Genomic DNA, 24,982 nt, shown 5'->3' on the forward strand with positions numbered 1-24,982 from the left:
ACTCACCGTGAGCGCAAATTTCCGCCGCCTTACCTCGACCAAGATCCACTGCGGCGACGGATCAACATCCGTGCATACTTGTCATTAGTTTTGTGACTGGTGAGACGACCAGGCGCCCCAGGATCCCGGGGCCGATCGTCTCGCCGGGCGGCTCAGCCCCTCCCCTGCGGGCGTGCCGCCGCGATTGGGCGAATCGGGGCGTCCCGAGCGGCCGCATAGTTAGCTCGCTGGTGTGGCGCACGGAGTCGAAGTGGGGTACCGTCCCGACCATCATGCGGAACTTCAGTTCCGTGTGGGGCAAAGACGCCCATCTCGACCAGCTGCGGCAGTTCCAACACGTAAGACCGTCAGTGCTGTGCCAATCATATTGAGCGCAAAGGGGTTTGGGATGCTTCGTGTGATACGACGGATCTGGATGCCGCTGCTGATCGCCGCGATACTGGCGGTCGGCGGATTCGCGGTACTCCGGGTCCGCGGGATTTTCGGCTCGGACTCCTTTACCTCTTCTGCCGACAACAACGCCAAGGATGCCGTCCCGTATAACCCAAAAACCCTCGTATACGAGATATTTGGAGAGCCGGGCGCCATGGCCGATGTGAACTACTTCAACGAAGATGCGCAACCGACTCGGGTCGACGCCGTTCAGCTGCCGTGGTCGTTCAAGATCGTGTCGATCTTGCCGTCATTGAGCGGGAACATCGTGGCCCAGGGTGACGGCAACCGCATCGGCTGCCGGATCATCGTCAACGGCGAGGTCAAGGTGGAACGAGTTTCCAACGAGCACAACGCCTACATCTACTGCCTGGTGAAGTCCGCATGAGGCACGGCGGCGGTGATCAGGCCGCGCGTCCTCCACGAATCGCGCGGATGATCCGGACCTTGTCGATCCCGATCATCCTTTTCTGGCTGGGCATTGCCATCATCCTCAATGTCGTCACACCCTCCCTTGATGAAGTGGGCAAGGCACATTCAGTGTCAATGTCCCCCAAGGACGCTCCCTCGATGATCGCGATGATGCACACGGGCAAGGTGTTCGGGGAGTTCGACTCCGACAGCTCAGTGATGATCGTGCTCGAGGGGAAGCAAGAGCTGGCGGACCAGGCGCACCGCTTCTACGACGAGATCATCAAAAAGCTGAAGGCCGATCCGGCTCACGTACAACACATCTCTGACTACTGGGGAGACCCGCTCACCGCCTCCGGCGCTCAGAGCGCCGACGGGAAGTCTGCCTACGTTCAGGTGAACCTGGCCGGAGACCAGGGCACCACCTTGGCCAATGAATCCGTCGATGCCGTTCGCAAGATCATCGCCGAAACCCCCGGCCCCGACGGCGTGCAGGCCTACGTCACCGGAGGCACTGCCGCAAGTGCCGATACGGGAACGGCGGGCAACAAGAGCATGCAGAAGACCACGCTCATCGCGGTAGGCGTCGTCGTCGTGATGCTGCTCTTCGTGTACCGCTCGGTGATAACGATGTTCCTGGCACTGGTGGTCGTTGGGGTGGAACTGATGGCAGGCCAGGGAGTGGTCGCGACATTGGGCAATCTCAACGTGATCGGACTGTCAACCTATGCCGTCAGCATGGTCACGATGCTGGGCATCGCCGCAGGCACCGACTACGTGATCTTCCTGCTGGGCCGATATCACGAAGCGCGCCAGTCCGGAGAAGATCGAGAGGCAGCCTTCTACACCGCGTATTCCGGTGTGTCGCACGTGATCTTGGGATCGGGCCTGACCATCGTGGGTGCGACCCTGTGCCTGAGCTTGACGCGCCTACCGCTCTTCCGGTCCATGGGCGTGCCCTGTGCGCTAGTCATTTTCGTGATCGTCGCGGCGGCACTCACCCTAGCTCCCGCGGTGCTGGCGTTGGGTAGCCGCTTCGGACTGTTCGAGCCCAAACGCAAGCATGACGAGCGCAGCTGGCGACGTATCGGTGCCGCGGTGGTGCGCTGGCCAGGTCCGATTCTCATTGTCACTATTGGGATTGCACTCGTCGGATTACTCACCCTGCCGGGATACACCCCGGGTTACGACGACCGCCAGTACATGCCGGATAACGTGCCCTCAAAAGTCGGCTATGCCGCCGCCGAACGGCATTTCTCCCCGGCCCGGATGAACCCCGAAATGCTCATGATCGAAGCCGATCACGATATGCGTAATCCGGCGGACATGCTGGTCATCGACAGAATCGCCAAGACGGCGTTCCATGCCCGCGGGGTGGGCCGAGTACAGGCGATCACCCGGCCGCTGGGAACCCCCATCGAACACAGCTCGATACCGTTCCAGATCGGCCTGCAGGGTGCCGGCCAGATCCAGAACATGAAGTACATGAAGGACCGCATGGCGGACATGCTGACCATGGCAGACCAGATGGGAACCTTGATCGGCACCATGGAACGCGTGTACGACATGATGCGCGAACTCACCGACATCATGCACGATATGACCGGCCAGATGAAGGTGATGCAAGGCAAAATGCACGACATGCGCGACCTGATGGCTACTTTCGACGATTTCTTCAGGCCGATTCGCAACTACTTCTATTGGGAGAAGCACTGCGCCGATATCCCGATCTGCTGGGCGAGCCGTACCGTGTTCGATGCTCTCGATGGCGTCGATGCGATGGTGGAAGACATGGACGGCATGCTGGTGAACATGGATAAGGTCGACGTCCTGATGCCGCGGATGCTCGCGGAGTTTCCACCCATGATCGCCATCATGAAGTCCATGCACGGAACGCTGTTGACCATGCACAGCACCATGTCCGGGATCATGAATCAGATGGATGAGAGCACCAAGAACTCCACCCTGATCGGCAAGTACTTTGATCAAGCCAAGAACGACGACTCGTTCTACCTGCCGCCCGAGGTGTTCGAGAACGCCGACTTCAAACGCGGATTGAAGATGTTCCTGTCCCCCGACGGTAAGGCCGTCCGGATGACGGTCTCTCATCAAGGGAACCCGGCCTCCGTGGAGGGCATCGCGACCGTCGGCAATATCAAAGAGGCAGTGGCTGATTCGATCAAGGGCACCCCGCTAGAGAATGCCAAGGTCTACCTGGGCGGAACCGCCGCCGCGAACAAGGACCTGCAGGAAGGAGCGAAGTACGACCTCATCCTGGCGGGCATCGCGTCACTGTGCTTGATCTTCATCATCATGCTGCTCGTCACCGGCAGCGTGGTCGCCGCTCTCGTCATTGTCGGCACGGTGGCGGTGTCGCTCGGCGCATCCATCGGAGTGTCGGTGCTGATTTGGCAGGACCTGTTGGGCATGGACTTGCATTGGTTCGTAGTGCCGTTGTCGGTGATCATCCTCTTGGCCGTGGGCTCGGATTACAACCTGCTGCTCATCGCACGCTTCAAGGAAGAGTTGCACGGTGGGCTCAAGACCGGATTCATCCGGGCCATGGGCGGCAGCGGCAAGGTGGTGACCAACGCCGGCCTCGTGTTCGCATTCACCATGTGCGCCATGGTGGTCAGTGACCTGCGCATCGTGGGGCAACTCGGGACGACGATCGGACTCGGGCTGCTCTTCGACACCCTGATCGTGCGGTCCTTCATGACCCCGGCCATCGCCGCGCTGCTTGGCCGCTGGTTCTGGTGGCCGCTGAACCTTCGTCACTACACCACTGCGCGGACCCCATGACGAAAAATACTGCCATTCAACGACAAAGAACACCCGGGCGGCTGAACAGGTCGTTGGATCTCGCCATCCTGGAGGCGGCGTTCATCGTGCTTGCCGAGCAGGGATACGACGCGATGAGCATGGACGTGATCGCCGCTCGTGCCGGTGTGGGTAAGGCAGCCATCTATCGGCGCTGGTCTTCGAAGGCCGCGCTCACCGCGGATGCGATCCTGCACGGGCGCCCTTCGCTCGGGAAGCTCGACGACGTTCCGGACACCGGGAGCTTGCGCGGTGACTTGCATGCTCTCTACGAGGCAAGGGATTTCGGCGACAACGACATCCTTACCGGCAACCTGCTGGCGGGAATCATCGCCGAGGCCGTCAACGACTCCACACTGGCGGCAGCGCTGGATGACCTGCTCCTGTCACAAACCCGGAAGCGGATGGAAGTCGTGTTCGCCCGCGCCGCCGAGCGCGGCGAGATAGCCCGCGGCCGCGACCTGTCACTGGTGTACGACATACCGCTGGGCCTCAGCCTCACTGCGGCCCTCAAGAGGACTGTCATCGACGAGACGTACATGCGCCGTATGGTCGACGACGTGATTCTTCCGTTGGTTCAGGGGCCCGTCAGACCGAGGTAGGTCTTCGTAATCCCTCTGAAACAGTCATTTCCGCTGGACGGTCAGGGCACTACTCGAGGTAGATCCGCCGGCTGCCGGTGTCGCGTCGGTGAGAGCGAAGGTCGGCCGTCGAGTTCGTGGCCGATGAGGCGAGAGCTGTTGGTGACGACAGCGACCGAAGACGCGTTGTGCAATATGGCCGCGATAACCGGCGAGAGTGCACCCCCGGCGCCCACTACCAGCCCGATAGCGTTGACGGCGATCGACATGGCGTAGTTCTGTCGGATAACAGTCACGGCCCGGCCGCCCAGCCCACGCACGTCGAGCAGCTTACGCAGGTCGTCACTAGACAGGGCCACGTCAGCGGTTTCCACCGCCACATCGGTTCCGTTGAGTCCCATGGCAATTCCGATATCTGCCGCCGCCAGCGCGGGCGCGTCGTTGACGCCGTCACCAACCATCGCGACGACATGCCCGGCGCTGCGCAGTTGACTCACGGTCTGGAGCTTGTCCTCGGGCAGCACCTCGGCCTGCCACTCTTCGATTCCCAATTCCTCTGCCACGGCCCGTGCTGTCTCGGTGTGATCGCCGGTGAGCATGACCACCCGCTTGACACCCGATGACCGCAGTGCCGCCAGCACCTCGGCAGCCTCAGGACGGATCTCGTCGCGCAGACTGATGAGTCCGACGAGAACGCCGTCCACTGCCAGTAGAAGCGGAGTTTCGGCGCGGCGCCGGAGTTTGGCCACCCACTCGTCGGCCTCCGGGGTCACCCGGACGTTCTCCTTGCTCAGCAGTGCCGGGCTGCCCAACAGGAGGGTGCGCCCGTCGGCACGGGTCCGCATCCCCAGGCCAACCAACACCTCACACTCCTCGTGCGGCGGGATGACGATGTGGCGTTCCTCGGTCGAGCGGATGACAGCCTCCCCTAAGGGATGCCGAGCGTGGATCTCGGAGCTCGCCGCGTACGCGAGCACCTGTTCCGGCTCCCAACCTTCTTTGAAGGCAACGATGTTCGTTACCACCGGCCGGCCGATGGTCAACGTTCCGGTCTTGTCGAACACGAATGCGTCGACTCGGCCGGCAAGTTCCAGATGGGAACCGCCCTTGACCAGGATTCCCCTGCGCGCTCCGTTGCCGATGGCCGCACTGATGGCGGTGGGGGTAGACAATCCCACCGCGCACGGGCAAGCCACCAAAAGCATCGTCATCGCGCGCCGCACATCCCTCGTCACCATCAGGGTGCCCAGCGACAGTAGGAACGAGGCCGGAACGAATCGGCGTGAGAAGTTCTCACCGACAGTCTGAATCGGCGCGCGGTCACGCTGCGCCTGCTCAACCCGCGTGATAATCCGGCCGATGATCGTCTGTCCGCCAACGGCCGCGGCACGCACGACGATGCGGCCGCGCATGACGACCGAGCCCGCATGCACCTGTCCCCCGGCCACGACACTGACCGGCAGGGTTTCACCTGTGATGGCCGATTGGTCGACGATCGCGTCACCGTCCACTATCTCGCCGTCGACGGGAATGGCCACCTGCTCGTGGACCACCACCTCGTCGCCGATCACCAGCGATGCCGTAGCGACCTGAACCTCGGTGCCATCGCGCAGACGGACCCACGAGGTGTCCTGGCTGCCCGACAACAGATCCGCGATGGCGCGACGGGTACGCCGGAGCGTGAGGTCCTGCAGATACTCGCCGATGTTGAGCAGCCACAACACGGTCAGGGCAACCACGTTCTCCCGCAGCACCAGGCTGGCCACGGTGGCCGCCGACACCAACAGATCCGTGCCTGCCGATCTGCCGCTGCGCAGTGCGGCAAGTGCACCCCGCAAGAACGGATAGCCGCTGAAAATCGTGACTGCCGTTGCCAATACCCGGCCTGTCGGCCCCAGAAGCGGCGGACGCCGCAGCGGATACCGGCGAACTCCGAGCACCACCAGGGCCGCACCGCCCACGGCCATGCGCAGCACGTCGCCGTTGCGCACATCGGACGAATGCGGTTCTCGCATCGACGAATCCGGTAACGGGGCATCGAGGGCGCCGACCAGTGCGGCCAGGATCTCATCGGCCGAACCACTTGCCTTCGAGAACCACACCACCACCGCGGCCGTGCGCGGGTATGCGTGTACCGCACGGACCCCCTGCACATGCTGCAGCATGTCCTCGATCAGCACAGCCCGCCGCACATCGCCGCTGAACTCGTCCGCGATAGCACGCAAGCGCCCGGCCGCGTCAGATACGACAGTGACCATGTGCGGCTCAGTGCTCGTGGTCGTGACCGGCTTCTCCCACCACGGGCGGCGGAGCCTCTTCTCCAATGCGCTCCCGCGCCTCCGCGACGACGTCTCCAATCGCCAACCGGGCGCGTTCGGCGCCTTCCTCGGCCTTACGCACTCCTCGCAGACCCCAGGCGGTGACGACGACACTGGCGTCGCGGACGGGAACCTTGGCCGCGGCCTTGCGTACGACTTCGTAGGCGGCGACTCCCACCGCACCGGTTGCCACCGTTGATGCGGCCTTCACTAACAGTCCGTGCCATACCATCAGCCAATCACCCTTCCGCTCAATGCATTTGAGTCACGCTTCATCGCGCGCCGCGGCTCTTTAACGAAACCTACTCTCGATCACGGCTCGAGGTGACCGGTTGAGTCATAATGATAACGGTTGTCATTATCGGCCAGTATGGCAGGCCCCGCCCAACTGGCGCGCCGACGTGGCCACGACATGCGGCGCATGGTCAACGACGTGATTCCCCTGCTTCAGGGGCCGTCATCGTGTCACGGGAACGCAGCTGAGCTACCCGGTTTCCCGTCCCCGAACCCAGCGCTTGCCTTGACGCCGCCGGAGGCTCCGGCACCGTCCACCCCACCGGACATCTGCGGCCCACGCGATCCCGACATCGAAGCCGGCAGCCGGGTCCCACGCGACATGTTCAACGCAGGCAACTGCCCGGGCACGTCAACCGGGCCGTAGGGAGCAGGATGAGGCGACGGTAGCTCCGCCGATGCAGGTACGGTGAGCACCACGGCAAATCCGATGGATACTATTGCGACACATAATGATCGAATCATGGGGCCGTTCCTTCCCTTGTCCCACGTGGGTCCTCCAACTGCCCGGACGTCATTCCGGCACCAATTCGAGCGGTAAATCCCGCGCCAAGCCCCGCCGTTATCTGGGTGCCGCGCCGCGGTGGAGGCGATAGCCCGAAAGATGGTTGCGATGGTAGGGCTGCTTGATTATTGGGCGCTCCCCCAGGCACTGCTACCGGCACTGCGGGCATCGGCTTTATCGGCAGCGGGTCCGCGGCGGCCACCGGCGCCCCGCACAACGAACATATCAAGACCGTTGCGGCACAGAAGAATTTCATCATCAGATCTTGATCGGGTCGCCATAGATGGCGAATTCAGTGTGGCCGGTCTCGGTGGACACACGCAGCGAGGCAAAGGACCGGACAGTAACGTCCCCTCCGCAGGCGTCCGCCTTCACATGGACGTTGTCCAGATCCAGCGCCCCCGTATTGCCCCGCGACAGAACCATATTTCCCAGCGGCAGGTTCACAATGACGCCCGGTTGCACCACGGTTTGCACAAATCCGCTGACTCCAGCGCTGCCTCCAACTCCCACCGTCTGCAGGGGAAGCACGCCGACGTTCACCGACGGCGCGATGCCTGCGGATCCGCCGATCTGCAATCCCGATGACACATCGGATTGGCAGCCGAGCTGGTAGCCGATGAGGAACAGGCTGTCGGTGATGGGATTGCTGCCACCGGTCGCGGTTGCCGTACCCGAGAGCGTAATGAAGGCCTCGCGTGAGTTCGTGGCCGCCGCCAGGTTGGGCACGGAGTTCACGCGCTCGTTCTCCAACCGGATCTCCAGATGCCATCCGTCTCGAGTGGTCCTCGAATATTGCTGCGGCGCCATATCTTTTGGCTCTGCGATGGCCGTGGCGGTATCTGTGAGCCCGCACGCGGCCATGAAGAAGCCCGTGCTGATGAGGCGGGCAATCACGAAATCCGCCATTCCATGCGCAGGTGGGATACCACGGGGAGACGAGAGCGAGACGCCAGCACATGGTGGCGCACGTTCACAAACAACGAGGGTTTACAGATAGAGGCAGAAGTCGCCACAAGAACCGGTCCAATCAACAGATACGGAGCCGCCCAGGCACCCCGATAACGGGCGTTGCACGGCTGGTGAAGGTTTGACACACGCAAGACGGCGGCAATTGCCGACTCGGAGGTCCCTCAGCGCCGATTGATCCCTAAGAACAGAAGCCGTTGCCACCCAGCATTATCCGGGGCATGAGAAAGTAACGCGCTACGCCGTGACATCAACAGAACCAGCAGTGCCGCGCCACCAAGTGCGAAGACCGACACGGTGAGAGGCAGCCACACCGGCTGCACAACCAGCCCGAGGCGAGCACGGGTGACGGCCATGCCGTGCTGCACCGGTTCCCAATGATGAACCTCGGCAGTGTCATACAACGATACCGAGGTCGCCGCGTTTGCCAAATTCGAACTCTCGCCGGGCAACAAGCAAGCGCCCCCGACCAACAAGCATAGAATTGCCAGCACGATCGCAGAGCTCAGCCGACAGCTGGGCACCCCGCGACCTGACATGTCAACGATGGTACCAGGCAAATTTTCGCCGCTCCGGGCTCACGACTCGTTGTGCGCGAAACGGCTTCTGTCACAGTTGTTTCTGCTGCCACAACCGGATCGAGGCCCCGGACGTGGAATCCCTTGGTCCTGCGGGTCTGTCACAATGCCCCTCGGCTCAGAGTCGCGGTCTATATCCCCACGTCGTTGCCCGTGACACAAACCGGGCCACCGCATGAGGGTGCGCCGCCGGATGCGTGTGCAGGTACGAGGCGTGGATGCGGCCCTCTCCTGCCACCACGCCCTCACGACGGACACCGTTGGGGGTGCTCCAGGCCCAGGCACGATGCCCAGCATCGTCGCGATAGTCGACCGTGGTGCGATGAAACTCGTGCCCGCTCAATCGTTCCCCCTCGTCGAATAGCACAGAACCGGTGATCGCCACCGCGTCCCGGTACCCGAGGGTGAGCGAATCCGTGAAACGTGCACGCGCGTCGATCACCCCACACATCGGGGCGCCATCGAGGTCGTGGCACAGGTAGGTGAGCCCCGCGCATTCGGCATGAATCGGTCCCGACATATCACGAACCTGTTGGCGTAGTGATTCATTGGACGAAAGTTCGGCGGCGAACTGCTCCGGAAATCCACCCGGCAGCACCAACGCAGCGGTCTCCTCAGGCAAGGCGTCCCTTCGCGGGTCGAATTCAGCCACCACCGCACCCGCTGCGGTCAACAACTCGCGATGTTCGGCGTAGCCGAAGGTAAACGCCGAGCCAGCGGCCAGCGCCACCACGGGCTCCCCGACCACCCGAGTGCCAATGGCGTCCGCGGGATCCCACGCGGGGCCCGGCACATCACTGCGGGCAGCGGCGACAATCGCGGGTATGTCCACATGCGCGCCAACCAGCCTCGTCATCGCCTCGATCGCATCACGTGCTGCCTGGCCATGTTCGATAGCTGTCACCAATCCTAAATGTCGCGATGGGACCGATATCTCCTCGACACGAGGCAGCGCCCCGAGCACGGCAAGTCCGGCACGGTCGGCTGCTGCCGTGAGGATCTCCCGGTGCCGCGCCGATCCGACCCGGTTCAGAATCACCCCGGCGATCCTGATCCCCGCCTCGGCGGCATGCGCCACAAAACCATGCAGCAGCGCAGCCATGCTCTGGCTGTATCCCCTCGCGTCGACCACCAGCACCACCGGCGCCCCGAGCAAGGCGGCGATCTGGGCCGTGGACCCCTTCGCGTCGCCGATCCGGCCGTCGAAAAGACCCATCACCCCTTCGACGACCGCGATATCCGCGTTCCGACAACCGTGACCGAACAGCGGCCCGATGAGATCGGTGCCCACGAGCACACTGTCGAGGTTGCGGCCCGGCTTACCGGTCGCCAGACTGTGATATCCGGGATCGATGTAATCCGGACCCACCTTGAACGGCGCGACCCGGTGCCCCACACGCCGCAGCGCGCCCATCAAACCCGTTGCCACTGTGGTCTTTCCGCTGCCCGATGCGGGCGCGGCGATCACGATCGCGGGAACGTTAACGGACACCACGCACTACCATCGGATTACCACTCGATGCCGCGTTGACCCTTGCGGCCCTGGTCCATCGGATGCTTAACCTTCGTCATCTCGGTGACCAAGTCGGCGGCATCCAGAAGCTGTTGCGGCGCATCGCGTCCGGTGATCACGACGTGCTGCATACCAGGGCGATTCCGCAGCACAGAGACCACCTCGTCGACGTCAACCCAGCCCCACTTGAGCGGGTAGGTGAATTCGTCGAGTACGTAGAAGCCGTGTTCCTCGGCGGCCAGTCGCCGGGCAATCTCGGCCCATCCGGCGGCGGCATCGGCAGCATGGTCGGTTTCGGTGCCCGCCCGACGCGACCAGGACCAGCCCGACCCCATCTTGTGCCACTGAACCGAACCGCCGATCCCGTGCTCATCGTGCAGCTTAGCGAGCTCACCGAAAACCGACTCCTCGCCCACTCGCCACTTCGCACTCTTGACGAACTGGAACACAGCGACATCCGCACCGTGATGCCAGGCACGCAGCGCCATGCCAAAGGCAGCGGTGGACTTGCCTTTTCCGGCACCGGTATGCACCGCGAGTACCGGGGCATTACGACGCGCTTTCGTGGTGAGCCCGTCTTCTGGCACTACCAGCGGTTGTCCCTGCGGCATTGAACCTCCTCCGCTATCTCACGCAGCTGCAGTGGCGCCGCGGACCACACCGGCGAGCCGGTCGGCATTCAGGTGGTCCAGCTGGATCACCGGTGCATCAAGCTGTTGCGCCAGTGTGACCGCCAAATCCATTCTTACGAAAGATGTCTCGCAATCGACCACCACACAAGCCACCTGTTCGGCGCGCAGCATTCCCGCGGCGCGACGAGCCCGCCCCAAGGGATCCGGGCTCCCGGTAGCGCGCCCATCGGTGAGCACGACTACCAGGGCGCGACGATGCGGATCACGGCCACGCTCGCGGGACACGAGATCGCGCGCCGCCAAAAGTCCTTGTGCCAACGGCGTTTTACCGCCGGTGTCGAACTGCTGAAGCCTTCGCCCCGCGATATGCGTCGAACTTGTCGGCGCCAGCAGCGTCGCCGCTTCCTGGCCACGGAAGGTAATGACCGCGACCTTGTCGCGTCGCTGATAGGCATCGCGCAGCAGCGACAAGGTGGCTCCACTGACCGCCGACATCTTCTGGCGTGCCGCCATCGACCCGGAGGCGTCGACAACGAAAATCACCAGATTGCCTTCGCGCCCTTCCCTGATCGCCCACTGCACATCGGAGAACACCGGTTTGGGCAGCCTGCCGGGTTCGGTCACCCTGCCCGCAGCGGACATCAGCGTGCCAATCACGTGCACCCCGAATCCCTCATCGGAGCTCGGGGCGATCACCTTGCCGGTACGGTTGCGCGCCGCGGAACGTCGTCCGGGGGCACCCATGCCAACGCCCGGCACCCGAAGCGTCTTGGCGCGAAATGTCGCCGAAGGCGTCGGGCTGGGCCGGGACGGCGCCGGCATCGACGCTGACTCCTGTTGCGAATCATCAGCTTTAGGAGGATTCGACGAAGGTTCGGGTGCGCCACCACCGGGGCCATCCGGATCGGGGTCTGGGTCGTCTCCGCTGGGATCGTGATCCTGCGGCGGCGCGCTATCGCGCATCGCCTGGTCGAGCTGCTCCTGATCCAGGCCCGGCTCGTCGAACGGGTCTCGCCGTCGGCGGTGCGGCAGCGCCAGCTCGGCGGCCACCCGGATATCGGGCTCCCCGACCACTTCGGCACCACGCCATGCGGCATGGGCGACAGCGGCACGGGCCACCACCAGATCGGCGCGCATCCCATCCACATCGAAAGCCGCGCACAGAGCGGCAATACGCAGTAATTCGGCATCGGGCAAGGTGACCCGGGGCAGCAGCTGTCGAGCATCGGCAATCCGTCCCGCCAGCTCGGCCTCCTCGGAGGCGTAACGGGAGACGAACCCCGCCGGATCTGCCTCATAGGCAAGTCGCCTACGGATGACCTCGGCCCGCACCGACACCTCCCGAGAGGCGTGTACATCCACCGCGAATCCGAAGCGATCCAGCAGCTGCGGCCGCAGCTCCCCCTCCTCGGGGTTCATGGTGCCAATCAGCACGAATCGTGCGTCGTACGAATGGGATACGCCATCGCGTTCTACATGCACCCGACCCATCGCCGCCGCGTCGAGGATCACGTCAACCAGATGGTCGTGCAGCAGGTTGACCTCGTCCACGTACAGCACGCCGCCGTTGGCCCGCGCCAAAAGCCCTGGGGAAAATGCGTGTTCGCCGTCGCGCAGCACCTTCTGCAGGTCCAGGGATCCAACGACCCGATCTTCGGTCGCACCGATAGGGAGTTCCACCAGGCGTGCGCCGTCGACAGAACCCAGCACGGAGGTCAGGGCGCGCACCGCCGTCGACTTGGCCGTGCCCTTCTCCCCGCGGATAAGCACTCCGCCGATATCGGGGCGCACCGCGGAGAGCACGAGCGCCAACCGCAGCTGGTCGTGGCCCACGATTGCGCTGAGCGGGTATCCGGGAATGCCTGTGGCGCTGGTCATTTCCCGGCCATCCAGGTCATGGGCACGTGCGGTATCCCGTCCTCGAGAAATTCGTCACCGGAGACTACGAATCCCAGCTTGCCATACATGTCTCCCAGGTGGGCCTGCGCATTCAGTCGACAGCGTGCACCGCCGATCTCGGTCAGCGCGGCACGGACCAATCGCGCCGCATGCCCATGGCCACGTTCGGCGTCGGCCGTACATACCCGGCCGATCCAGAACCCCGAACCCTCCGGATCCGCGAGCACCCGTAGACCACTGACGACGTCGTCGTTCTCGTTCTTGATCCAAAAATGTCGGGTCTCTGGCTCGAGATCGCGACCGTCGAGATCTTGGTAGGCACAGTTCTGACCGACGATGAACGCCTCGGCGCGCAACCGCAGCAGTCCGTACAGCGTCGCGGTGTCCAGGTCAGCGGACCAGGACCACCCCGGTTGTGCCAGCACGGCCGGCGGCGTCACTGCTCCAGGCCGAGAACCTGTGTGCCCCAGTCCCATACCTCACCGAACAGTGAGGGCTCGTCCGACAGGCTGATACCCAGCGACGGGATCATTTCCTTGAGCTTGGGCATCCAGTTGGCGAACCGGTCAGGGAAGCACCGCTGCATGACATCGAGCATGGCTGGCACGGCGGTAGACGCACCCGGCGAGGCGCCGAGCAGACCGGCGATGCTGCCGTCGGCCGAATTGAGCACCATGGTGCCGAATTCGAGTGCACCGCCCTTGCCCTTGGCCGGTCGAATGACCTGTACGCGCTGGCCAGCCGTGATCAGCTCCCAATCGGAACGCTGTGCCTTGGGCGCGAATTCGCGCAGCATGTCGACGCGGTCATCCGGAGTGAGCCGCAGTTGACTCAGCAGGAAGGTCGCAAGCTTGAACTCGGTGAGACCAACGCCGACCATCGACGCAAGGTTGTTGGGTTTCACCGACGCGGGCAGGTCGGTGACCTTGCCCATCTTGAGGAACTTGGGCGACCATCCGGCGAACGGCCCGAACAGCAGCCATTCCTTTCCGTTGATCACACGGGTGTCCAAGTGCGGCGCCGACATCGGCGGTGCGCCGAGCGGCGGGAAGCCGTACACCTTGGCCTTGTGCCCCTCGGTGAGGTCGATGTTGTTGGTGCGCAAGAAGGCGCCGCTCACCGGGAATCCGCCGAAGCCCTTGGCTTCCGGGATGCCGGCCTTCTGCAGCAGACCCAGCGCGCCGCCACCGGCGCCAACGAACACGAACTTGGCCTTGAGCTTGCGCTTTTCGCCGGTGCGTCCGTTGACCAGCTTGAGGATCCATCCGCCGTCGCGTTCGCGGCTGATATTGCGCACCTCGGTGCCGAAGATCGCGCTGGTGCCGCTGCGAACGCCAAAGCCGACCAACTGCTTTGACAGCTCACCGAAGTCGACGTCGGTGCCGTCCTGGCTCCAGTTCAACCCCACCGGGTCGGAGAAATCGCGTCCGGCCGCCATCAACGGCAGCCGGCGCGCGAATTCGTCGTCGTCGTTGATGAACTCCATCTTCGCGAACAGCGGGTTACCGACCAGAGCGTCGTGGCGCTTACGCAGAAACTCGACCTTGTCGGCTCCGTGCACATAGCTCACATGCGGGATGGGATTGAGGAACCCGCGGACGTCGGGCAGCACGCCGTTCTCGACGGCATACGCCCAGAACTGGCGCGATACCTGGAACTGCTCGTTGACCGTGATGGCCTTCGTGATGTCGATCGAGCCGTCCGCCTTCTGCGGCGTGTAGTTGAGCTCGCAGAGCGCCGAGTGACCGGTACCCGCGTTGTTCCACGGGTCGCTGCTTTCACTCGCGGCCGCATCGAGGCGTTCGATCAAGGTGATCGACAGGTCGGGTTCGACCAACCGCAGCAAGGCGCTGAGCGTCGCGCTCATGATCCCCGACCCAATCAGGGCAACGTCTGTCTGCTCCACCTGCGCGTTTGACACCGGTTCACTGTCCTTTTCGAATCTGATGGAGTGGCAACGCTTCGCCACTACCCGGGAGTACACACAGGTTATCGCGCGGGTAATTCCGTCATTCCTTCAACTAGGCTATGCCCGTGACATGGGAATCCGATGTCCTCGATGGCTACCTTCGTCAGACCATTGAACTGGGCATTGACCCTGACGGCGAAGGTGTAATTACCGCCACACTGGTGCGCCCTGAAACTCAGCCGGATACCGGACGCGCGGTGCTCATGGTGCACGGATATACCGACTACTTCTTCCATACCGAGCTTGCCGAACATTTCCTGGCTCGCGGCTATCGCTTCTTCGCACTCGACTTGCGCAAATGCGGGCGTTCTCGGCGCGTTCACCAGACCCCGCACTACATCAGTGATCTGTCGCTCTACGACGCCGAACTCAACGCGGCGGTGAACATCATCACCGGGGAGGCCGGGGGGCAGAGCACGGACGCACCACTGCTCGTCTACGGACACTCCGCCGGCGGTCTCATCGTTTCGCTGTGGCTCAACCGTCTACGGGTTGCCGATGGCCTGGGCGGTATCGCGGGCCTCATCCTCAACAGCCCCTGGCTGGATCTTCAGGGCCGCCCCTTTCTCCGCAGCGGCGGCACCACCGCTGCCGTCAAGGCGATTTCGCGGTTCCGTGCCAAACAAGCGATCCCGCTACCGCACGAGGGCGCCTACGGCGCCAGCCTGCACAAGGACTTTCATGGAGAGTTCGACTACAACCTGGAATGGAAACCGGTCGGCGGGTTCCCGGTGCGATTCGGCTGGATCAGTGCCATCCGGCATGGACATGCCGAGCTGCACCGCGGCCTGGACGTCGGCGTGCCCAACCTGATCCTGCGCTCGGATCGCAGCCTCCCCGGAGACGTTGACCCCGCGGCCGCGCTACACGGCGATGCGGTCCTGGATGTTCAGCAGATTGCACGCTGGGCGGGCTGCATCGGCAACTATCAACGCATCATCCCGATCCCCGATGCCAAACACGATGTGTTCCTGTCGGTGACGGAGCCACGCGTACGGGCGTACCAGGAACTGAATTCCTGGCTGGACTGGTACGAGGCGGGCAGCTAACTCACCATGAGCTGCTGCGCAGCACCACCTCGGCGGCCAGCTCCGGGGTGAGGTCGCGAGTCGCCGACCGGCGTCCCATCAGTTCGACAATCCGATAGTCGCCGTAGACGAAGCGCTGGCTGGCGCGGGCGATGGCCCGAGTGGTGTCCGAGGTGACCAACACCGTGGTGTTGATCTCCACCGGCGGGCAGTGCTTGTCGCGGACCAGCCCGGCACGGTCGGCCACCCGCGGATGTCCACGGTCGATCGCCACCAGGCCGATAAACCTGTCAAGTTTGCTGGCCGCCAGATCCCAGGCCAGTTCGCCACCCGCACGGTCCCCGACCAAGAGCGCCACCTTGACACCGATGTCGTCGAGCACTCCCGTGATGGCCTTGGCATGGAGATGCGGATCGTGTCCGATCACCGCGGTACGTAGCCCCGCGGTGTGCAGCCGCTCGCACACCGCGCGATAACTGAGCGCGAAGTGCCCGGCCGCGGCCAGCATGACGACGGTGGTTCCCTTATCGGGCCCCGACACATTGACCTGCACCGTTCGGCCGTCAATCGTGACGACCTGATGCAACTCACCGTCGCGCGCAGGCGGGGGCCCCGGGCGCGGGCGACGAAGCTCAGGCGTCGGACTCATGGATGAGCCGCTTGCGCGAAGACCTTGGGCATGGGCGCACGGTACCTGAGTACGACCGATCCGGTTGGGCTTTTAACCAGCCCTTTCAGGAAAATTTCACCCGGACCCGTTACGTGCGTTCGATCTTGTCGACCTGTTTCGCCACGATATCCAGGAATGTCTGGGGCATGGTGGCTGTGGCCTTGACCGTCGGATCGCGCAGGTCGAAGGATGTCGCCACCATCGCCACCCCCTGGACATTCGCGAACGCCATATACCGGGAAGTGCTTCCCTTGGGCATGATCATTGTTTGCTTGTAGGTGAGGACGCCGACCGGACCGCCCTGCACTGGTTCGGTGACCATCCGCGTGCCGGGCGAATTCTTGTCGAAGAACACCTCGTAGGTCGCGCAGCGGGTCGCCACGTCCTTGACGTTGGCCAGGTCGATGGTGTCGCGCAACAGGCTGACGATGATGTTCGCTCCGTTGAACCGGGCGATGTACCGCGCGGTGTTCTCGGGGCCCGCTCTGCCCGCGTTGGCCAACCGGGGAGACAAGCCGTCCGCGCACCCCTGCGGATTCGAGGGCATCGCACCGACGACCTGCTGATTGTTGACGGTCACGGGGCCCAGATCGGCGACAACCCTGTCGTACTTGGTGCCCTGCGGCAGCTCATCGGCGGTGAGCAGTGACTGCGCGATGCGCGCTCCCGGCCACGTGGCGGTACCCGGCACCGTCTGGGTGCAACCCGCAAGCGCCAGTGCGGATGCTGCGATAGCTGTGATGTTCCTGAGGCCCCGATGCACCCGCACAGGCTATTCGACCCGCGCCGCAATTACCGGGTATGACGGGCCAGAACGCGGCCGCCCGGATTCTTCCCACACCGCCCGCAGGGCATCGACGTCGACGTGGCTGTCGATGAGATCAGCCAATCTGTCCAGTTGAGCCGCGCGACGATCTCCGACATTGGTGTCTGCCGCGACGGTGAATCCCGACCGTCCGGCCGCGGCCGCCGCCTCGGTAAGCCAGGTGCGCCGGAATTCGTCGTTGTCCAGCACTCCGTGCCAATGGGTGCCGCGAACCGCGCCCTCGGCGGCGCCCTCGTGGTACTCGGTGAGCCACGGCGCCACGGCCGAGCGGGTGACGGTCCCGTGGTGAATCTCGTATCCGGTCAGGCCCGGTGACTGCCAGCGCCGCAGGGTCTTGGCCGGTTCGAAGGCGATATCCACATCGAGCAGACCCAGCCCCTGGACCGTGCCGGCACCGGACTCGACGCGATCGTCGATTGTGGTGGCGAGCATCTGGAATCCGCCACAAATACCCAGCACCGGCCCGCCCGAACGGGCGTGCGCGACCACCGCCTCGGCGATGCCGTTGCTGCGCATCCAGGCAAGATCGGCGACGGTGGCCTTGGTCCCCGGGAGGACCACCACATCGGCGTCGGCGATATCAGCGGGATGCGCCGCCCACCGGACAATCACGCCCGGTTCGCAGGCGATGGCCTCGATATCGGTTGAATTCGAGATTCGGGGCAGGCGCACCGCGGCCACCCGCAGCCATTCCTGCCCGGCCGGGGTGGCCGGGCGCCCCACCTGAGCCGACGCCACGACAGACACCGAATCCTCTGCGTCGAGCCATAATTGGTCGTCGTAGGGCAGCACGCCGAACGTGGTTCGGCCGGTCAGTACGGCAAGCTGCTCCAGCCCCGGCTCCAGCAGCGTGGGATCACCGCGGAACTTGTTGACGATGAATCCGGCGACGAGTCGTTGATCGGCGGGCTCGAGCACGGCCACCGATCCGAACAGGTGCGCCAGCACTCCACCCCGGTCGATATCGCCGACCAGCACCACCGGCAGACCCGCTGTCTGCGCCAGGCCCATGTTGGCGATGTCGGTGGCTCGCAGGTTGATCTCGGCGACCGAGCCGGCGCCCTCGCAGATCACGACGTCGAATTCCGCACGCAGCGCGCGCAGCTCCTCGGCGACGACCTGCCGCAATTCCTCGCGATGCTCGATATAGGAACGGGCACTGACGTTTCCTGTCGCCTGCCCGCGTACCACCAGCTGTGAGGTTCGGTCGCTGCCGGGCTTGAGGAGTACCGGATTGAACCGTACCGACGGTTCCAGCCCGCACGCGCGCGCTTGCAGGGCCTGCGCTCGACCGATCTCTCCGCCGTCTATCGTCACCACGGAGTTGTTGGACATGTTCTGCGCCTTGAACGGCGCGACGCGAATCCCCTTGCGGGCCAGTAACCGGCACAGGCCGGTAACGACCAGACTCTTACCGGCATCGGAGCTGACGCCCCCTACCAGCAGCGCGCCGGTCATGGCACTGTCAGGATCTCTACTCCGTCGTCGGTGACCACCATGGTGTGCTCGAACTGCGCGGTCCATAGCTTGTCGGTGGTCGCCACTGTCCAGGTGTCGTCCCAGATCTCGTAGTCCAGCGATCCCAGGTTGATCATCGGTTCAATGGTGAAGGTCATCCCCGGCTCGATGACGATGTCCAGGTTGGGGTCGTCGTAATGCGGCACGATGAGTCCGTTGTGAAACGTCGGGCCCACGCCGTGCCCGGTGAAGGAGCGAACCACGTTATAGCCGAACCGCTTTGCGTAGGCCTCGATGACCCGGCCAACGACGCTCAGGGCCCGGCCCGGCTTGACCGCATTAATGGCTCGCATGGTGGCCTCCCGGGTCCGCTCGACCAGGAGGCGGTGTTCCTCGGAGACATCCCCGGCCAGGAACGTGGCGTTGGTATCGCCGTGCACACCATCGATATAGGCGGTGACATCGATGTTGACGATGTCACCGTCCTCGATCACGGTCGAATCCGGTATCCCATGACAGATGATCTCGTTGAGCGATGTGCAGCACGACTTGGGAAATCCCTTGTACCCCAGCGTCGACGGGTACGCACCCTGGGAAACCATGTAGTCGTGCGCGATTCGGTCCAGTTCGTCGGTGGTGACGCCGGGGGCGACGGCCTCACCGGCGAGCGCCAGTGCCTGCGCCGCGATCCTGCCCGCGACGCGCATCTTCTCGATCACCTCGGGTGTCTGGACGTACGGCTCCCCGATGGCTTCCGCGACCTTGGACTTACCCACGTACTCGGGGCGGTCAATCGACACGGGAACCTGGCGCTCGGGGGACAACGTTCCCGGACGCAGTGCGGCACGAACAGTCATGAAGGCAGCGTAGCGGGGCCCGTCGAGACCACTACCCGTTGATGACGATGGGGTCGCCGATGCCGACGGTGTTGTAGTACCAGGCCGCGTTGTCGGGACTCAGGTTGATGCACCCGTGGCTGACGTTGGAATTACCCTGCGCTCCCGTCGACCACGGGGCACTGTGCACATAGACACCACCCCAGGTGACGCGGACCGCGTAGTAGACGGTCAGCTTGTAGCCCTCTGGGTCATTCAGCGGAATGCCGATGGTCCGGGAATCCATGACCACGGGACTCTGCTTCTCCAAGGCGGTGAACGAGCCGATCGGCGTGGGGTGTTTGGGCTTTCCCATCGATGCGGGCATCTCGCGCATGACCGTGCCGTCGATCTTGACCGTGAAGGTATGGGCACTGATGCTGCCGATGCCCAGCACCTCCGAGCCGGTCTGGAACTTGTATTTCATGCCACTGATGCCGTTCACCGACACGGAGATGGTCGAGTGCGCGGGCCAGTACTCGCGGGGAGTGAACCGGACGGTCGCATCGTCGACCCAGCTGAACGCCCCGGCGGGGACCTTCGACGCGGAGAAGGTGATGGTTCGCTCGGCGGCCGGCCGATCGGCGACCGGGGCCGCGAAACGAATCGTCACGGGCATGGCCACCCCGACCGTCTGCCCCGGCGTAGGCGAGACGGACGCCACTCCACTGGACGATGCGGCCGCTGCGTGGCCGAGGGTCGCTGGTGCGGTGATGGCCATGTTCATCAGGAGGCTGGCGAGCCCGGTCACCACAAGCACACTCCGAAATGCTCTGCGCAAGCTCTCGATCCTCCCTGGATGCTGTTTTACTAGATGGTAGTTCGTAATCTTCTGGCCGAACGTTAGCGACAGCGCGCACAATCGGCTTCATGGGCATGTCCGCCGGACTCACATTAGAAGCGATTGTGATCGACTGCCATGATGCAGCCACACTCGGCCGCTGGTGGGCCGACGCGCTGGAATGGCCGTACTCCGTCGATGACGACGGAGACGTCGAGGTATTCCAGCCCGACCGGCACCCGCCCTCGTTGTTCTTCCTGGCTAACCCCGATCAGAAGGTGGCCAAGAATCGATTACACCTGGACTTTCGGGGTGACGACCAACACGCCGCGGTGGATCGGTTTCTGGCGCACGGCGCTACCACGGTCGATATCGGTCAGGGCGAGTCGAGCTGGATCGTGCTCGCCGATCCCGAGGGCAACGAGTTCTGCGTGCTGGCGTCGAGTCCGGGCTAGGCCAGATAATCCGGCGGTAGCGACTGGAACATAACCCGGGTGGCCCGCACCGCGGCCTCCGAGCCGCCGCCCCCGACGATCAGCGTGGCGAAGGCCATATCACCGCGATATCCCGCGAACCAGGCGTGTGATCCACCCGGGAACTCTGCCTCACCCGTCTTCCCATAGACCGAGCCCTCGCCCTTGAGATCCATCGCGGTACCGCTGAGCACCGTCTCGCGCATCATCCCGCGCAGACCGTCGATCATGGTCGGGGTCACCGCTGGCCGCGCACCGGTGATGCCGGTAATCTGACCCGAAATCAACTGCGGTACAGGTGTTTTACCGTTGGCCACGGTCGCGGCAGCCAGCGCCATGCCGAACGGCGTGACCAGCACCTTGCCCTGACCGAAACCGTCCTCGGTGCGTTCCGCCAGATTGACGGTGGGCGGCACATCTCCGGAGATAGTGGGGATGCCCGCTACGTCGTAATCGGGACCGATGCCGAATTGCGAAGCGGCGATGGTCAAGCCGTCCAGTGGCATCTCACTGGCCAGTTTGGCGAAAGTCGTGTTGCACGAATTCGCGAAGGCACGCCACATGGGCACCGTGCCGAGATCGAACTCGTTGTAGTTGGGGATGCTGCGGTCTCCGATGGTGACCCGCTTCGGACAGCCCACCATGGTGTCCGGGGTCGCCATTCCGCGCTCGAGTGCGGCACCCGCGGTGATGATCTTGAAGGTCGATCCAGGCGGGAAGAGCCCCGTGGTGGCCAGTGGTCCGTCCGCGTTGGCGGCGGCGTTCTGCGCGACCGCCAGGATCTCCCCTGTCGACGGCTTGATCACCACCATCATGGCCTTCTGACCGCGTGTGTTGACGGCGTTCTGCGCGGCGTTCTGTACGGCACGGTCCAAGCTGATCGTCTTCGACGGCGCCGGAGTGGGTTTCACCTCACTGAGCACGGCGGTGTCAACCCCGTTCTGGTTGACACTCACCACCCGCCAGCCGGCCTCGCCGTCCAGCTCGTCGAGCACTGCCTTCTTGACCTGCGCGACGATATCGGGCGCAAAGGTGTCATCGGTGGGCAGAAGGTCGGCGATCGGCGTCATCACGACCCCGGGCCGCAGTGCGCCGGGCCGGGTCTCCAGCGCCACGGACACCTTGTCCCAATCGTCCTTGCGCAGCGTGATGATGTTCATCGGCGAGGTCTGCGCACTTGCCTGCTCGGCGAGGGACGCCGCGTTCATCTGGTCGTCGTAGGGCCGAATGGCATCGGCCAGCGCCGTGGCGGTGCTCATCAACGATTTTCCGGCCTGCGACGCGTCGAATGAGATCTTGTACAGGTTGGCCGGTGCCAGCACGGTCGTACCGCCGGCCTCGTTGACCGTTGCCCGCTTGGCCGGATCCGTGCGCAACGAGAGCAATTGGCGCTCACCGAGTTTGGGGTGCAGATCGCTCGGCGCCCAGCGCACCTGCCAGCTACCGGCGGTACGCAGCATTTCCAGGCGCCCGTTGTAGGTCCAGGTGCGCTTCCTGGGTAGCTGCCAGACATACGTCGCGTCGGCGCTGCCGGTGTCCTGGGTGTACTGCGATCCGTTGACGGCGGCCTTGAACGATGTCGCCTGTAGGCCCGAAAATGCTTGATCCAGGCCCACTTTCGCGCCATCCGGATCGTCGGTCAGTTTCGCGGCAGCGGCGGTGTCGCCGCTGGCCAGCGCCTCGAAAAACTTCTCCGCCACGGGCCCGGGCCCGTCGGGGCGTGGGGTGCACGCAACCGCGCCGACCACCAGCAGCGCGGTGCCGAACAACGGGAGGGACCAAACACGTCTGAACATCGGGTCGATGCTAAGACCGCGAGCTGTCAAAACCCCGCAGGCACACGGGTGTAACGGCGACTAGCTAACGAGAACCGTCGCGAACGTGCCGATCCGGGTGAATCCCGCCCTGGCATAGGACGCGCGGGCCACCTCATTGAAGCTGTTCACGTAGAGACTCGGGATCCGCCCGCTGCGGTGCACCGCCGCCGCCACCGCGGCCACCCCCGCAGTACCGAGTCCGCGGCCACGGAATTCGGGGTCAACCCACACACCTTGAATCTGGCTGACGGACAGGGATTGCGATCCGATCTCGGCCTTGAAGATGACCCGCCCATCCTCGAAACGTGCCCACGCCCTGCCCGCTTCGATGAGACCGGCCACCCGCCGCCGGTACCCGCGACCTCCGTCGCCATTACGCGGGTCGACGCCCATCTCGCCGATGAACATCTGAATCGACGCGTTCAAATACTGGTCGAGCTCCTCGGCACGCACCTGCCGCACCGCGGGGTCCACGGCACACGTGGGCGCATCGAGCATCGCCAGCAGCGGCTGACAGGCGCGAACCTCGCGCGCGGGCCCCCAGACGGGATCGAGATGGCACCACATGTCCAGAACCACATCGGCCGGGCCGACCAGGGAAGGGCAGATCCGGTGCTGCTCGATGGCACGTTCGGCGAACAGCCGAGTGGCCTCGGGACCGCCCGCCAACGGAATGATCGTGGTCCCGACAAAGCACAGAGAGTCCGTCAACGCTCCCGTCGACCAGATCTCGCCGCCGATGGCCGTGGGATCGGCACCACGGGCCTCGACGCGAGCGGCGAGCATGCAGGATGCCACGGGGTCGACGTCCAGGACGGCGCGTACCGCCTCGGTATCCGATAACCCGAGCACACGCACGGCGTCCGACGACGATGCTCCGGGCGCTCCAGGCGCCGGCAGTGTTGTCGTCATCGGCAATCGCTCCCGTGTGTCCCGTTACGCCGAGCTTCGTTCAGCTTACGGTGACGACCGGCTGGCCTGTCGGAGTTCCGTCGGTTCCGATCTCCGCGCCCATCTCTTCAGCCAACCGCATGGCCTCGTCGATCAGCGTTTCGACGATCAGCGCCTCGGGCACGGTCTTGATGACCTCGCCCTTCACGAAGATCTGTCCCTTGCCGTTGCCGGATGCCACGCCCAGGTCGGCCTCACGGGCCTCCCCCGGGCCATTGACGACGCAGCCCATGACCGCGACACGCAGCGGTACGTCCAGCCCCTCCAAGCCTGCGCTGACCGCGTTGGCCAGGGTGTAGACATCTACCTGCGCGCGACCGCAGGAGGGGCAGGACACGATTTCCAGCCCACGCGGACGCAGGTTGAGGGACTCCAGAATCTGGTTGCCGACCTTGACCTCCTCAACGGGCGGCGCCGAAAGGGATACCCGGATGGTGTCGCCGATGCCCTTGGACAACAGCGCACCGAACGCCACGGCCGACTTGATGGTGCCCTGGAATGCCGGGCCGGCCTCCGTGACACCCAGGTGCAGCGGGTAATCACACTGTGAGGCCAGCAATTCATACGCGGCGACCATGATCACCGGGTCGTTGTGCTTGACGCTGATCTTGATATCGCCGAAGCCATGCTCCTCGAACAGGCCGGCCTCCCAGAGCGCCGACTCGACGAGCGCCTCCGGCGTGGCCTTGCCGTACTTGCCGAGAATGCGCGGATCGAGCGAGCCCGCGTTCACGCCGATACGGATCGGGATCCCCGCCTCACCGGCGGCCTTGGCAACCTCCTTGACGCGACCATCGAATTCCTTGATGTTCCCCGGATTCACGCGCACCGCGGCACAGCCAGCGTCAATCGCCGCGAAGATGTACTTGGGCTGAAAGTGGATATCGGCGATCACCGGGATCTTGCTCTTGCGGGCGATCTCGGCGAGCGCGTCGGCGTCTTCCTGTCGCGGGCAGGCGACCCGCACCATGTCACAGCCGGAGGTCGTCAGCTCGGCGATCTGCTGCAGGGTCGAGTTCACATCGTGGGTCTTGGTGGTACACATCGACTGCACCGAGACCAGCGAGTCGCTGCCCACTCCGACGTTTCCGACCATGAGCTGACGTGTCTTACGCCGCGGCGACAGTGTCGGCGGCGGTGCACTCGGAATGCCCAGGCTGGTCATGTGATCCTCCAATTGGA

At 64.2% G+C, this 24,982-nt stretch carries 24 protein-coding genes; 5 read left to right on the top strand and 19 right to left on the bottom strand.

Annotated features, from left to right (window positions below):
- Positions 1-388 precede the first annotated feature (388 nt).
- Genes B4394_RS17120 through B4394_RS17130 form a run of 3 tightly spaced genes read left to right on the top strand, consistent with a single transcriptional unit; the run spans position 389 to position 4,265 of the window.
- Entirely contained in the window at positions 389-820 is a 432-nt protein-coding gene (locus B4394_RS17120; protein WP_078311056.1) for an MmpS family transport accessory protein, read from the top strand.
- Positions 817-3,645 (top strand): MMPL/RND family transporter, encoded by a 2,829-nt coding sequence (locus B4394_RS17125; RefSeq protein WP_139360263.1) that lies wholly within the window; start codon positions 817-819, stop codon positions 3,643-3,645. The genes B4394_RS17120 and B4394_RS17125 overlap by 4 nt, the downstream gene beginning before the upstream one ends.
- Positions 3,642-4,265 carry a TetR/AcrR family transcriptional regulator gene (locus B4394_RS17130; protein WP_078311057.1) on the top strand — a complete coding sequence of 208 codons (624 nt, stop codon included), beginning with the start codon at positions 3,642-3,644 and terminating at the stop codon, positions 4,263-4,265. Before B4394_RS17125 ends, B4394_RS17130 begins: the two co-directional genes overlap by 4 nt.
- Before the next feature lie 41 nt (positions 4,266-4,306).
- Here the strand turns inward: B4394_RS17130 and B4394_RS17135 are convergent, their stop codons facing one another.
- The 11 genes from B4394_RS17135 to mqo all read right to left on the bottom strand — a co-directional run bounded on the left by B4394_RS17135 (position 4,307) and on the right by mqo (position 14,873).
- Positions 4,307-6,502: a heavy metal translocating P-type ATPase gene (locus B4394_RS17135; RefSeq protein WP_078315761.1), complete on the bottom strand. Its 2,196-nt coding sequence runs from the start codon at positions 6,500-6,502 to the stop codon at positions 4,307-4,309.
- A gap of 7 nt (positions 6,503-6,509) precedes the next feature.
- Positions 6,510-6,794, bottom strand: a complete 285-nt coding sequence (locus tag B4394_RS17140) for a DUF1490 family protein (protein WP_078287836.1) — start codon at positions 6,792-6,794, stop codon at positions 6,510-6,512.
- Positions 6,795-7,027: 233 nt separating this feature from the next.
- Complete coding sequence (locus tag B4394_RS17145) at positions 7,028-7,321, bottom strand: hypothetical protein (protein WP_078315762.1); 294 nt, start codon at positions 7,319-7,321, stop codon at positions 7,028-7,030.
- The gene (locus tag B4394_RS25460; RefSeq protein ID WP_078311156.1) at positions 7,318-7,617 is read right to left on the bottom strand and encodes a hypothetical protein; all 300 of its coding nucleotides are present in this window, start codon (positions 7,615-7,617) and stop codon (positions 7,318-7,320) included. Before B4394_RS25460 ends, B4394_RS17145 begins: the two co-directional genes overlap by 4 nt.
- Before the next feature lie 2 nt (positions 7,618-7,619).
- Entirely contained in the window at positions 7,620-8,258 is a 639-nt protein-coding gene (locus tag B4394_RS17155) for an MspA family porin (protein ID WP_078311155.1), read from the bottom strand.
- Positions 8,259-8,494: 236 nt separating this feature from the next.
- The gene (locus B4394_RS25945) at positions 8,495-8,782 is read right to left on the bottom strand and encodes a hypothetical protein (protein ID WP_078311157.1); all 288 of its coding nucleotides are present in this window, start codon (positions 8,780-8,782) and stop codon (positions 8,495-8,497) included.
- A gap of 244 nt (positions 8,783-9,026) precedes the next feature.
- A complete protein-coding gene (locus tag B4394_RS17165; protein ID WP_078311158.1) occupies positions 9,027-10,379 on the bottom strand; it encodes a cobyrinic acid a,c-diamide synthase CobB in 1,353 nt (450 codons plus the stop codon).
- A 38-nt stretch (positions 10,380-10,417) separates the two neighbouring features.
- The gene (cobO, locus tag B4394_RS17170; RefSeq protein ID WP_078311060.1) at positions 10,418-11,032 is read right to left on the bottom strand and encodes a cob(I)yrinic acid a,c-diamide adenosyltransferase; all 615 of its coding nucleotides are present in this window, start codon (positions 11,030-11,032) and stop codon (positions 10,418-10,420) included.
- An 18-nt stretch (positions 11,033-11,050) separates the two neighbouring features.
- On the bottom strand, positions 11,051-12,931 hold the full coding sequence (locus B4394_RS17175) for a VWA domain-containing protein (RefSeq protein WP_078315763.1): 1,881 nt from the start codon (positions 12,929-12,931) through the stop codon (positions 11,051-11,053).
- Entirely contained in the window at positions 12,928-13,377 is a 450-nt protein-coding gene (locus tag B4394_RS17180) for a GNAT family N-acetyltransferase (RefSeq protein WP_502688534.1), read from the bottom strand. The genes B4394_RS17175 and B4394_RS17180 overlap by 4 nt, the downstream gene beginning before the upstream one ends.
- A gap of 11 nt (positions 13,378-13,388) precedes the next feature.
- Positions 13,389-14,873 (bottom strand): malate dehydrogenase (quinone), encoded by a 1,485-nt coding sequence (gene mqo / locus B4394_RS17185; RefSeq protein ID WP_078315790.1) that lies wholly within the window; start codon positions 14,871-14,873, stop codon positions 13,389-13,391.
- 107 nt (positions 14,874-14,980) lie between these two features.
- Between mqo and B4394_RS17190 the strand changes: the two genes are divergently transcribed.
- A complete protein-coding gene (locus tag B4394_RS17190) occupies positions 14,981-15,970 on the top strand; it encodes an alpha/beta hydrolase (RefSeq protein WP_078315765.1) in 990 nt (329 codons plus the stop codon).
- A 1-nt stretch (position 15,971) separates the two neighbouring features.
- Here B4394_RS17190 and B4394_RS17195 read toward each other — a convergent pair whose 3' ends face one another.
- The 5 genes from B4394_RS17195 to B4394_RS17215 all read right to left on the bottom strand — a co-directional run bounded on the left by B4394_RS17195 (position 15,972) and on the right by B4394_RS17215 (position 20,532).
- Positions 15,972-16,598, bottom strand: coding sequence for an alpha/beta fold hydrolase (locus B4394_RS17195; protein WP_078311064.1), 627 nt, complete (start codon positions 16,596-16,598; stop codon positions 15,972-15,974).
- 109 nt (positions 16,599-16,707) lie between these two features.
- Positions 16,708-17,337: a hypothetical protein gene (locus tag B4394_RS17200; RefSeq protein WP_078315791.1), complete on the bottom strand. Its 630-nt coding sequence runs from the start codon at positions 17,335-17,337 to the stop codon at positions 16,708-16,710.
- Positions 17,338-17,391: 54 nt separating this feature from the next.
- The gene (locus tag B4394_RS17205; RefSeq protein WP_078315766.1) at positions 17,392-18,903 is read right to left on the bottom strand and encodes a cobyric acid synthase; all 1,512 of its coding nucleotides are present in this window, start codon (positions 18,901-18,903) and stop codon (positions 17,392-17,394) included.
- On the bottom strand, positions 18,900-19,760 hold the full coding sequence (map, locus tag B4394_RS17210; RefSeq protein WP_078311066.1) for a type I methionyl aminopeptidase: 861 nt from the start codon (positions 19,758-19,760) through the stop codon (positions 18,900-18,902). The genes B4394_RS17205 and map overlap by 4 nt, the downstream gene beginning before the upstream one ends.
- 31 nt (positions 19,761-19,791) lie before the next feature.
- Positions 19,792-20,532 (bottom strand): L,D-transpeptidase, encoded by a 741-nt coding sequence (locus tag B4394_RS17215; RefSeq protein WP_078315767.1) that lies wholly within the window; start codon positions 20,530-20,532, stop codon positions 19,792-19,794.
- Positions 20,533-20,648: 116 nt separating this feature from the next.
- Here B4394_RS17215 and B4394_RS17220 point away from each other — a divergent pair, with 116 nt between their 5' ends.
- Positions 20,649-21,014 (top strand): VOC family protein, encoded by a 366-nt coding sequence (locus B4394_RS17220; RefSeq protein ID WP_078311068.1) that lies wholly within the window; start codon positions 20,649-20,651, stop codon positions 21,012-21,014.
- On the opposite strand, the gene B4394_RS17225 is transcribed toward B4394_RS17220, so the two are convergent.
- From B4394_RS17225 to ispG, 3 genes are all read right to left on the bottom strand, one after another.
- Complete coding sequence (locus B4394_RS17225; RefSeq protein WP_078315768.1) at positions 21,011-22,828, bottom strand: penicillin-binding transpeptidase domain-containing protein; 1,818 nt, start codon at positions 22,826-22,828, stop codon at positions 21,011-21,013. The two genes, B4394_RS17220 and B4394_RS17225, sit on opposite strands and share 4 nt — an antisense overlap.
- A gap of 60 nt (positions 22,829-22,888) precedes the next feature.
- On the bottom strand, positions 22,889-23,701 hold the full coding sequence (locus B4394_RS17230; RefSeq protein ID WP_078315792.1) for a GNAT family N-acetyltransferase: 813 nt from the start codon (positions 23,699-23,701) through the stop codon (positions 22,889-22,891).
- A gap of 100 nt (positions 23,702-23,801) precedes the next feature.
- A complete protein-coding gene (gene ispG / locus B4394_RS17235) occupies positions 23,802-24,965 on the bottom strand; it encodes a flavodoxin-dependent (E)-4-hydroxy-3-methylbut-2-enyl-diphosphate synthase (protein WP_078311070.1) in 1,164 nt (387 codons plus the stop codon).
- Positions 24,966-24,982 lie beyond the last annotated feature (17 nt).

Source organism: Mycobacterium sp. D16Q16 (genome assembly GCF_002013745.1).
Lineage (GTDB): Bacteria > Actinomycetota > Actinomycetes > Mycobacteriales > Mycobacteriaceae > Mycobacterium.

Coding starts and splice junctions, on each gene's coding strand:
- B4394_RS17175 (WP_078315763.1), bottom strand. CDS start 12,931: ATGACCAGCGCCACAGGCATTCCCGGATACCCGCTCAGCGCAATCGTG.
- B4394_RS17140 (WP_078287836.1), bottom strand. CDS start 6,794: ATGGTATGGCACGGACTGTTAGTGAAGGCCGCATCAACGGTGGCAACC.
- B4394_RS17225 (WP_078315768.1), bottom strand. CDS start 22,828: ATGTTCAGACGTGTTTGGTCCCTCCCGTTGTTCGGCACCGCGCTGCTG.
- B4394_RS17145 (WP_078315762.1), bottom strand. CDS start 7,321: ATGATTCGATCATTATGTGTCGCAATAGTATCCATCGGATTTGCCGTG.
- B4394_RS17135 (WP_078315761.1), bottom strand. CDS start 6,502: ATGGTCACTGTCGTATCTGACGCGGCCGGGCGCTTGCGTGCTATCGCG.
- B4394_RS17205 (WP_078315766.1), bottom strand. CDS start 18,903: ATGACCGGCGCGCTGCTGGTAGGGGGCGTCAGCTCCGATGCCGGTAAG.
- B4394_RS25460 (WP_078311156.1), bottom strand. CDS start 7,617: ATGAAATTCTTCTGTGCCGCAACGGTCTTGATATGTTCGTTGTGCGGG.
- B4394_RS17125 (WP_139360263.1), top strand. CDS start 817: ATGAGGCACGGCGGCGGTGATCAGGCCGCGCGTCCTCCACGAATCGCG.
- B4394_RS17130 (WP_078311057.1), top strand. CDS start 3,642: ATGACGAAAAATACTGCCATTCAACGACAAAGAACACCCGGGCGGCTG.
- B4394_RS17120 (WP_078311056.1), top strand. CDS start 389: ATGCTTCGTGTGATACGACGGATCTGGATGCCGCTGCTGATCGCCGCG.
- B4394_RS17190 (WP_078315765.1), top strand. CDS start 14,981: ATGCCCGTGACATGGGAATCCGATGTCCTCGATGGCTACCTTCGTCAG.
- map (WP_078311066.1), bottom strand. CDS start 19,760: ATGACTGTTCGTGCCGCACTGCGTCCGGGAACGTTGTCCCCCGAGCGC.
- ispG (WP_078311070.1), bottom strand. CDS start 24,965: ATGACCAGCCTGGGCATTCCGAGTGCACCGCCGCCGACACTGTCGCCG.
- cobO (WP_078311060.1), bottom strand. CDS start 11,032: ATGCCGCAGGGACAACCGCTGGTAGTGCCAGAAGACGGGCTCACCACG.
- B4394_RS17195 (WP_078311064.1), bottom strand. CDS start 16,598: ATGAGTCCGACGCCTGAGCTTCGTCGCCCGCGCCCGGGGCCCCCGCCT.
- B4394_RS17220 (WP_078311068.1), top strand. CDS start 20,649: ATGGGCATGTCCGCCGGACTCACATTAGAAGCGATTGTGATCGACTGC.